An 8883-nucleotide genomic window follows, 5' to 3' on the forward strand; every position below is an offset into this window, starting at 1 on the left:
GGGCACATGAGAGGTTTGCATAGAGAATGAGCAATATCGTGATCAGGTCGGCAACCCCGGCCGACCTCGACATCATCACGGAAATCTACGCCGACGCGGTCACCAACGGCACGGCGAGCTATGAGCTGGAGCCGCCCAGCCGCACCGAGATGGGTACGCGATTCGCCACGCTCGCGGCCGGCGGCTTTCCCTATCTGGTGGCCGAGAAGGACGGCGCCGTGCTCGGCTATGCCTATGCCGGCCCCTTCCGGCCGCGTCCGGCCTATCGCTTCATCGTCGAGGATTCGGTCTATGTCGCGCCCGATGCCAAGGGCCAGGGCGTCGGCCTCGAGCTGATGCGGAGCCTGGTCGCGGCGGTCGAGGTGGCGGGCTTTCGCCAGATCGTCGCGGTGATCGGCGACGGCCACGCCGACAGCGCCTCGGTCAGGCTGCATGAGAAGCTCGGCTTCCGCCATTCCGGCCGCCTCGAAGGCTCCGGCTACAAGCACGGCCGCTGGCTGGACACGGTGTTCATGCAGCTATCGCTGAACGGCGGGGCATCGGTCCTACCCGATCCGGACTCGTTGCCCGAGCGGAAATTCCGGAAGGGAATTGAAGAAGTGAAGAGGGAATTGAAGAATTGAGGAACTGAAGAACGAAAGAAAAAGGGCGCTTACGCCAGGCGCCGAGTGTCTTTTTCCTCAATTCCTCAATTCCTCAATTCCCCAATCCCGGCTCAAACCTGAACCAGCATCAGCTTGCTGTCGAAGACGCCAAGCACGCGGCCAAGCTCCTGGCCGCGTTTGAGGATGCGCCCGCCCGCGGCGATGACGGCGAAGGCGCCCTGTTTGCGCGCCAGTTTCGGATCCTTGACGATCTGGAACAGCGGCACTTCGCTGGCGCGGCGAAAGACGGAAAAGACAGCGCGGTCGGTGAGATGGTCGATGGCGTAGTCGCGCCATTCATTGGCGGCGACCATGCGTCCGTAGAGCCTCAGGATCTGGTCCAGTTCACGCCGGTCGAAGCGGACCGGCTGGTCGAGGCGTCGTGCCTCGTGTAGCGGGATCAATATTGCGGATGCGTCACCATCCCCCATCCCGCCGCCGTCATCAGTCATGCCTCGATCCCTCAAAATGAATCTTTGCCAACCAAAGTTGGCCTCTTCGCACCGCAATTGCAAGAGCCGGCGAAGCGAAGCCGGCGGGCCGTTTTCCGTAGCGTCCAGTCACGTTTGTGAAACGCATGTTGGAATTGGTGATGCTTCGCCACATTTCTGCCTTTTTTTATCCGCGCTCCTGCCCCAATGTCCGACGAATTTACCGGCGTTGCCTGAGACGGTTCGGTCCGGCACCGGCTCGTAAACCCCAAGCCCCCCGCCCACGGGTCTGCGTCGGATCGAACCAACCTCGGCCTTTTCCTCGGAAAAGCCAGGTGTGCGACGATCCCAAAACCTAAATGACCGACGTCAGAAGCAAGCTGACGTCGGTTTTTTCGTTTTTGGACCCTTTTGCCCGGATTACAGCATGTCCCGGCGAATAGGATTCGCCCGACCTGCTGTAAGCTTCCAATTTTATGCATGTCGTGTCCCGGAACCGAGGATACTTCAGGGCGGCATGCATCAAGGCGACCGCTGGAACTCGGCGTAGAGACCGAAGCAGCCAGCCCCGACATCCGCTATTCAATTCCGTCGACCGTGCTTGCCATTTGCCGTTTCACTTAATAGGGTGTTAAGTGAAACGGAGACGGCAATGCCACGCGCATCGGACTCCACGGCAAAACAATTGACTGGTGGGGCGGCCGCGCCAGATGGCGTCGGCGTCGGCCCTCGCATCAAGGCGTTGCGGACGGCGCGGCGCGTCTCGCTGCGCCAGCTCGCGGACATGACCGGTACGACGGCGAGCTTCATCAGCCAGCTCGAGCGCAATCTGTGCGGCGCCAACACAGGCACGCTGCTCAAGATCGCCGCCGCTCTCGACCTCGGCATCAACGATCTGTTCGAGGACAATGCCCGCCCCCTGCACAAGGTGCTGAGGCGCGAGGAACGGCCGGTCCTGCCGGTCGGCGTGCAAGGCCGCAAGATGCTCCTGTCGCGGCGGCCGATCCACCAGTTCGAGGTCTATGCCGGCCATTTCGAGGTGGGCGGCTCGACCGGCGACGAGGCCTACGTCCACAGCGGCGAGCATGAAATGTTCATGGTGCTCAAGGGCACCGTCGAACTGACACTCGCCGACGAGCGCCATGTAATGCGCGAAGGCGACAGCGTCGAATACGCGACCTCGGTGCCGCACCGCACGGTCAATGTCGGCGACACGCCGGCGGAGGTGCTGTGGATCATCGCCCCGCCAACCGCCGGCGCGTTCGAACTCGATCAATACAGGCCCGGAAACCGCTCGCATCCGGGTGAATGAAAACAAATGCGAGTGCTGCAATGGGAGAGTTGATCATGAGACTGAGATTTGGACATGCGGCGTGCGTCGCCTTGCTTCTGGCGGCCACCGCCGCGCTCGCGCAATCCAAGCCGGTGGCGGGAGAGGTGGCTGAAGGCTCGCTGAAGGGCAAGACGCTGACCTTCGTGTCCTATGGCGGAATCTACCAGGACGGCCAGGCGGCCGCGCTCAAGGAGTTCGTCGACAAATCCGGCGTCAAGCTGCTCAATGACGGCCCGACGGAGATCGCCAAACTGCAGGCGCAGGTCGAGTCCGGCAATGTCACCTGGGACGTCGTCGATACCGACGATCTGCCGCCCTATGTCTATTGCGGCAAGCTGTTCCAGAAGCTCGATCTGACCAAGCTCGACGTCTCGAAAATCCCGGAAGGTCAAGTCGGCGAATGCTCGGTGCCGGCGATGAACTACGGTGTCGTGCTGATGTACAACAAGGAGAAGTACGGGGATAATCCGCCAAAGAGCTGGGCCGACTTCTTCGATACCCAAAAATTCCCAGGCGTGCGCGGGATCGACGGCTCCGGCAGCCCGACCGGCGGCCTGCTGGAACAGGCTTTCAAGGTTGCCGGCGGCGACCCGAAGACGATGACGGTGGCCGATATCGACAAGGCCATCGATGTGGTCCGCAAGCTCGGCCCCGACACGATCTTCTGGAAGACCGGCGCCGAATCGCAGCAACTCGCCGAATCCGGCGAGGCCGACATGCTGATGATGTGGACGGGCCGCGCGATGACGGCGGTCAAGAACGGCGCCAAATACGCGCCAGCCTGGCAGGACTGGCTCGTGGTGATGGACCAGATGACGATTCCCGTCGGCGTCAAGGATACGGATGCATCCTACGCGCTGCTCAATGCCTATCTCGGCAAGCATGCCCAGGAGATATTGGCGGAGAAGACCTCCTACACGCCGATCAACAACGACGCGCGGCCCAAGGTCGACGCTTCCGTCGCCGCCTACCTGACCAATACACCTGAGCGCCAGAAGCAGGGCTACAAACAAAACTTCAAGTTCTGGGTCCCGAACTTCGCGGTGGCGCAGGAGAAGTGGTCGGCGCTGATGGCCGGCAACTGACCGGCTGACGGGAACACAGACCGTGAGCGCGTCCGATCCAACCATTCCCGCTGTCGAAAGGCGCTGGGCATGGCGGCCGTACGCGCTCGCGCTGCCGGCTCTGGTCCTGCTCCTGGCGGTGATCGGCTATCCGCTGCTCACCATCGTCCTGCGCAGCCTGTCGGAGCCGGACTGGGGCCTGCAGAACTATGTCTGGTTCTTCGGCGCGCCCATCAACCTCACCGTGCTCCAGCGGACCTACGTCATCTCGGCCTGGGTCACGCTGGTGTGCGTGATCTCGGCCTATCCTTACGCCTATCTGATGACCGCGGTCGGGCCGCGTGTGCGGCTGGTGCTGATGCTGTGCGTCCTGATCCCGTTTTGGGTGAGCGGCGTGGTGCGCACCCTGTCGTGGGTGATCCTGCTGCAGGATTCAGGAGTCATCAACTCGATCCTGCGGTCGCTCGGGCTCGGCGGCGTCAGGTTGATCCGTACCCAGACGGGCGTGGTCATCGGCATGGCGCAGGTTCTTTTGCCCTTCATGATCCTGCCGCTCTATTCGGTCATGAAAGGCATCGATCTCAGACTGATGCGTGCGGCGCAAAGTCTTGGCGCGCGACCATCCCGCGCCTTCTTCACCATCTACCTGCCGCTGTCGCTGCCGGGCGTCTATGCCGGGGCGATCATCGTCTTCATCCTGGCGCTCGGCTTCTACATCACACCGGCTTTGCTCGGCGGACCGCGCTCGACCATGCTGTCCACCCTGGTGCAGACACAGGTGCTCAGCCTGCTGCAATGGGGCAGGGGCGGCGCGATGGGTGTGGTGCTGCTGGTCACGACCTTCGTGCTGCTGGCGCTCGCCGCGCCGGTGATGCGATCCAGGTACCGGGACGCGGGGCGGCAGTGATGGAGATGAAGCCTCTCACCCGCGTCATCCTGGGCCTGGTCTGCCTGCTGGTGGCCATATGGCTGGTGGCGCCGACGCTGGTCGTGGTGCCGATGTCGTTCAACGAGAACAAGTCGCTGGCGTTTCCGCCGCAGGGCTTCTCCTGGCAGTGGTACCAGAATTTCGTCACCAACCCGGATTGGTCGAACAGCTTCCTCAATTCGCTGAAGGTCGCCTCGATCGTCGCGGTGCTGGCGACGGTGCTCGGCACGCTCGCCGCCTTCGGCCTCGACCGCATGAAAGCGCGGCCGGCAAACCTGCTGCGCATGCTGATGCTGACGCCGATGGTGGTGCCGGGCGTGGTGCTGGCGATCGGCATCTACGCGGTCTATCTCGATACGCGGCTTGTCGGCACGCTGCTCGGCTTCGTGCTCGCCCACACCATCCTTGCGCTGCCCTTCGTGCTGATTGCCGTCTCGGCCAATCTCGAAGTGTTCGACAGGCGCCTCGAGACAGCCGCGGCGAGCCTGGGCGCGAGCGCGCTCACCACGTTCCGTACGGTGACGCTGCCGCTGATAGCGCCAGGCGTGCTGTCGGGCCTGTTGTTCGCCTTCGCCACCTCCTTCGACGAGATTGTCGTGTCGCTGTTCATCACCAATCCCTACCTCAAGACATTGCCGGTGCAGATCTACGCTTCCATCACGCGCGACGCCGACCCGACGGTAGCGGCCGTCGGCACGATCCTGTTGTTTGCCACCACGATCCTGATCGGCGGCGGCATGCTTCTTCTTGGCCGCGAGCGGAAAGGACGCCAATGAATCGGGGACAAGAGAGCAGGGGCGCGGCGATCGACCTCGACTCGATCAGCAAGGCCTATGGCAACTTCAAGGCGCTGGACGGCGTGTCGCTGCACATCAAGGCCGGCGAGTTCATGACGCTGCTCGGGCCGAGCGGCTCCGGCAAGACGACGACGCTCAACGTCGTCGCCGGCTTCACCGAGGCCAGTTCGGGCGCGCTGGAAGTGGGCGGCAAGAGCGTCGTCGGCGTGCCGGCGCACAAGCGCAACATCGGCGTGGTGTTCCAGCATTACGCGCTGTTTCCGCACATGACGGTGAGCCGCAACGTCGCCTATCCGCTCGCCCTGCGCGGTGTGGCCGGCACCGAGCGCGAACGCCGCGTCCGCCAGGCGCTCGACATGGTCAAGATGGCGGATTTCGGCCACCGCTTTCCCAGCGAGCTTTCGGGCGGCCAGCAGCAGCGCGTGGCGCTGGCGCGCGCCATCGTCTTCGATCCGCCTCTGCTATTGATGGACGAGCCGCTCGGCGCGCTCGACAAGAAGCTGCGCGAATGGCTGCAGCTCGAAATCAAGCGCATCCACCGCGAACTCGGCACCACCTTCGTCTATGTGACGCACGACCAGGAAGAGGCGCTGGTGCTGTCGGACCGCATCGCCGTGTTCAACCGGGGCCGCATCGAACAGATCGGCACCGGGCGCGAGCTGTATGACGAGCCGGCGACGCTGTTCGTCGGCAAGTTCATCGGCGATTCCACCGTGCTGCGCGGGGCCGCCGCCACCTCCGGCGGAGAGACGGCGATCGACATAGCGGGCCAGAAGGTAGCGACAGCCAAGCGTCTCGCCAATGGCGGCAGGCCGGTCATGCTGCTGCGGCCCGAAAAGCTGGTACTCGCCCGCCGTGGTGCCGGCGGCGATGGCCGCAACCGGCTCACGGGGCGTATCGGCGAAGCCATCTATCTCGGCTCCGGCTCCAAATACGAGGTCGATCTGGCCGACGGCTCGAAAGCCATCGTGCGCTCGACGCTGGAAGCGGACAATTTTGCCATCGGAGACGAGGTCGAGGTGCTGTTCGCCGGCGCCGACGTCAAGCTGCTCGCCGACGACGACAAGGCCGATCTGACGGTCACCTAATTTCGGAACGGATCTCAAAAAATGCAAGCCAAGCACAATGGCGACGTGTCGTTCTGGTATGCCGATATCGGCGGCATCCCCGCTTATCGGCCGCCCTTGCCCGGCGACATCGAGGCCGATGTCTGCATCGTCGGCGCCGGCTACACCGGCCTGTGGACCGCCTACTATTTGAAGAAGGCGCAGCCTGCGCTGCGCATCGTCATCGTCGAGAAGGAGTTCGCCGGCTTCGGCGCCTCGGGCCGCAATGGCGGCTGGCTGTCGGGCGGTTTCGGCTGGTCGCGCGAGAAATACGCAAAAACCTCGTCGCGCGGCGCCGTGATCGACATGCAGCGCGCTATGTCCGATACGGTCGACGAGGTGATCGCGGTGACGGAGGCCGAGGGCATCGATGCCGATATCCGCCGCGTCGACAACATCACCGTCGCCACCAATGCCGCGCAGTTGCAGCGCGCCAGGGCCGAATACGAGGAGCTGCTGGGCTGGGAGATGCCGCCTGAGCGGCTGGCCTTCCTCGACGCGCGGGAGGCGCGCCAGCGCATCGCCATCGACAAGGTGCTGGGCGCCTTTGTCGTGCGCAACGTCGCGCGTGTACAGCCGGCCAAGCTGGTCCAGGGCCTGGCGGCCGCGGTCGCGCGGCTCGGTGTGCCGATCTACGAGCAGACACAGGTGCTGGCGATCGAGAAGGGCAAGGTCACCACCACCAGGGGTATCGTGCGGGCGCAAAAGATCGTCCGCGCCACCGAAGGGTTCACGGCGGGCATTCCCGGCTACGAGCGTCTCTGGCTGCCGCTGAACAGCGCCATCGTGGTGACCGAGAAGCTGCCGCAAAAGCTCTGGGACGCGATCGGCTGGAACGGTTACGAGGTGCTGGGCGATGCCGCCCACACCTATTGCTATGCACAGCGCACGCGCGAAGGCCGCATCGCCATGGGCGGGCGCGGCGTGCCCTACCGCTTCGGCTCGCGCACCGATGTGCGCGGCCAGACCCAGCAGGCGACCATCGATCAGTTGCACGAGGTGCTGACCAGGCTGTTGCCGCAGACCAAGGGCGTGCGCCTCGACCATGCATGGTGCGGCACGCTCGGTGTGCCGCGCGACTGGTGCACAACATCAGGTTTCGACCGTGAGAGTGGCATCGGCTGGGCTGGCGGCTATGTCGGGCTGGGGGTTTCGAGCTCCAACCTGTCGGGCCGCACCTTGCGCGACCTCGTGCTCGGCCACGATACCGAACTGACCCGGCTGCCCTGGGTCAACCGCACGGTCAAGAAATGGGAGCCGGAACCGCTGCGTTGGCTCGGCGTCCACACCATGTACCAGCTCTATCGCATCGCCGACCGGCGTGAAGCAAACGGCTTGGGCCAGACCTCACGTCTTGCCGCCTTTGCCGATCGCCTGACCGGACACTGAAAGCATTCGAGGGAGATGTGTAACGGTTTCCGTCTGGATCGCGCCGAACCGCGTGACGTTACAGCTGGCGCTCCAGGGAGGTCTCGGATCCGGGCCTGTGGATGAAAGCCGCGCCCAGGATCGGGCCCGGGAGGCCATCCTTGCCGACCGACTGCAAAAGCACGGCGCAGCCGGCCTTCTTGGTGATCTCGCTCAGCGGCAATTCGTAGCGCTGCGCCTTGCCGTGCCACATGCCGGCGGTCTGGATCCCGGTGACCGCGTTCCAATAGGTCATCTTGCGGCCGGAATTCTCGCCCTGGCCGATCTTGACCGTCTGCGGCGCGTCGAAATAGACGATGACGACATGGGCGTCGTTCGGGCCGGTGCCGGCATCGCCGGTGTCGATGATCACGCGGTCGCCGGTGCGGCTGATCTTGATGGGCACACGCATGCCTTCGCCGGCACGGGCCATGCGGGCAAGCGCGCCGTCGACCTCGCCGCGATTGGCGCCGTTGACATGCATCCGGCCGTTCAGGACGGCTTGCGGCGTATAGACGGAACGGCTGCTGAAATAGCGCATATAGTCATATTGCCGCTCGGTGTTTTCCTTGCGGCTCAGCGTGTCCTTCCAGCCGAGATAGTCCCAGTAATCGACGTGATAGGCGAGCGCCACAAGGTCTTGCCTGGTGGCGAGTTCGGCGAAGAACGCATCCGCCGGCGGGCAGGAACTGCAGCCTTGGCTGGTGAACAGTTCGACCACGCCGAGCGGCCGGTCGGGCTTTTCGGCCTGGGCCCTTTCGGGCTCGCTGGCATGGCCAGCACCGGCAAAAGCCGAGAAGGCCAGCGTGAAGGCTGCCAGCCACAATGATCGTCGCGAGGCCATGACCATTCCAATTCCCGCCGGTGGTGCCGGCTTTGTTCTGCTTTGCCCAAATATGTGGCAGAACGGGAAGTCAACGGGAAGTCACGTTGCGGTGAAATTTTACCGCGGCAATCGTGAGGTAAGGCCCCAATAGGAGAAGCCACTGCATTTCAAGGCATGGTTCGATTCGGCGGCGGCATCATCCCCATGAGGCAGGTTCTCCTGACCCCTGTCGATCTCTATTGCGAGCGAACCGGCCTGGACTTTGGTACGAGCCGGTCAATGCTTGGACGAACCTTGCCTTTATCGCAGCGGAACTGTGGGGCGGGAGTAGGGGAGTAGGGGAGTAG

At 63.8% G+C, this 8883-nt stretch carries 9 protein-coding genes; 7 read left to right on the forward strand and 2 right to left on the reverse strand.

Going from position 1 to position 8883, the window contains the following annotated elements:
• The first annotated feature begins 26 nt into the window (after window positions 1-26).
• Entirely contained in the window at window positions 27-623 is a 597-nt protein-coding gene (locus tag LB543_RS25280) for a GNAT family N-acetyltransferase (protein WP_224594562.1), read from the forward strand.
• A gap of 92 nt (window positions 624-715) precedes the next feature.
• Here LB543_RS25280 and LB543_RS25285 read toward each other — a convergent pair whose 3' ends face one another.
• Complete coding sequence (locus LB543_RS25285; protein WP_140763972.1) at window positions 716-1096, reverse strand: DUF2794 domain-containing protein; 381 nt, start codon at window positions 1094-1096, stop codon at window positions 716-718.
• Window positions 1097-1727: 631 nt separating this feature from the next.
• Here LB543_RS25285 and LB543_RS25290 point away from each other — a divergent pair.
• The 6 genes from LB543_RS25290 to LB543_RS25315 are packed head-to-tail and all read left to right on the forward strand — an operon-like array spanning window position 1728 to window position 7692.
• On the forward strand, window positions 1728-2387 hold the full coding sequence (locus tag LB543_RS25290; protein ID WP_224594565.1) for a helix-turn-helix domain-containing protein: 660 nt from the start codon (window positions 1728-1730) through the stop codon (window positions 2385-2387).
• 35 nt (window positions 2388-2422) lie between these two features.
• Window positions 2423-3493, forward strand: coding sequence for an extracellular solute-binding protein (locus LB543_RS25295; protein WP_224616105.1), 1071 nt, complete (start codon window positions 2423-2425; stop codon window positions 3491-3493).
• A 22-nt stretch (window positions 3494-3515) separates the two neighbouring features.
• Window positions 3516-4379: an ABC transporter permease gene (locus LB543_RS25300; protein ID WP_224616106.1), complete on the forward strand. Its 864-nt coding sequence runs from the start codon at window positions 3516-3518 to the stop codon at window positions 4377-4379.
• The gene (locus tag LB543_RS25305; protein ID WP_140813582.1) at window positions 4379-5176 is read left to right on the forward strand and encodes an ABC transporter permease; all 798 of its coding nucleotides are present in this window, start codon (window positions 4379-4381) and stop codon (window positions 5174-5176) included. The genes LB543_RS25300 and LB543_RS25305 overlap by 1 nt, the downstream gene beginning before the upstream one ends.
• Window positions 5173-6285, forward strand: a complete 1113-nt coding sequence (locus tag LB543_RS25310; protein ID WP_224616107.1) for an ABC transporter ATP-binding protein — start codon at window positions 5173-5175, stop codon at window positions 6283-6285. The genes LB543_RS25305 and LB543_RS25310 overlap by 4 nt, the downstream gene beginning before the upstream one ends.
• Window positions 6286-6306: 21 nt before the next feature.
• A complete protein-coding gene (locus tag LB543_RS25315; RefSeq protein WP_224616108.1) occupies window positions 6307-7692 on the forward strand; it encodes an NAD(P)/FAD-dependent oxidoreductase in 1386 nt (461 codons plus the stop codon).
• Between the two features lie 58 nt (window positions 7693-7750).
• Here LB543_RS25315 and LB543_RS25320 read toward each other — a convergent pair whose 3' ends face one another.
• Window positions 7751-8560 (reverse strand): DUF1223 domain-containing protein, encoded by an 810-nt coding sequence (locus tag LB543_RS25320; protein ID WP_224594579.1) that lies wholly within the window; start codon window positions 8558-8560, stop codon window positions 7751-7753.
• Window positions 8561-8883: the final 323 nt, after the last annotated feature.

The sequence above is a fragment of the Mesorhizobium sp. ESP7-2 genome (assembly GCF_020164715.1).
GTDB lineage: Bacteria > Pseudomonadota > Alphaproteobacteria > Rhizobiales > Rhizobiaceae > Mesorhizobium.